Genomic DNA, 728 nt, shown 5'->3' with positions numbered 1-728 from the left:
GTTTTCGCTTTGGTTGCTGCATCTTTCACGCTGGTGATCGCGCCATCAATTGTGTTCGAACCTGTGCCACCAATGTTACTTGTGGTGATTGCACCTGTTGTCGAATCAATGGTCGTGTTGCCACCAACAAGATTTTTCACATTGTTCGCAGTATTGAATAATTGACTGCCATTCACTGCATCAGTCGAGCTTGAATTTACAGCACCCGCTTTAACGTTCGTGATCGTGGTTCCACCAGCGCCCGCAAGCGTGATCTTGTCTTTGGTCGTTGCATCGTCATATTTAACTGCTGCATCGTCTAATGTACCCAACTTGCCATCTACAGCCGCCAACTGGTCTTCAGTTGCCGCTTGACCTGATACCGCTGTGCCATTCCACGTCGTGTTACTCAGACCTTTGATCGTGTTCGTTGCTTTATCAACAACAACACTGCCTACAGTCACCTTGTCGAAGCTCACATCTTTCGCTGTCGATACTTGGTAGTTGCTTGAACCATCTGCATTGGTGGTTGGTGTAACTACAACGTTATCTCCTGCTGTAACCGTGGTTTTCGCTTTGGTTGCTGCATCTTTCACGCTGGTGATCGCGCCATCAATTGTGTTCGAACCTGTGCCACCAATGTTACTTGTGGTGATTGCACCTGTTGTCGAATCAATGGTCGTGTTGCCACCAACAAGATTTTTCACATTGTTCGCAGTATTGAATAATTGACTGCCATTCACTGCATC

Annotated in this window: 1 pseudogene; it reads right to left on the bottom strand. The window is 47.0% G+C overall.

Going from position 1 to position 728, the window contains the following annotated elements:
• Positions 1-728 (bottom strand): annotated as a pseudogene (locus V6E90_RS21455) (YadA-like family protein); the annotation flags it as partial.

It is taken from the genome of Acinetobacter sp. ESBL14, assembly GCF_036668815.1.
In the GTDB taxonomy this organism is placed as follows: domain Bacteria; phylum Pseudomonadota; class Gammaproteobacteria; order Pseudomonadales; family Moraxellaceae; genus Acinetobacter; species Acinetobacter gyllenbergii.
Note: the sequence above shows the minus strand (reverse complement) of the source record. Positions and strands in the feature narration are given on the sequence as shown.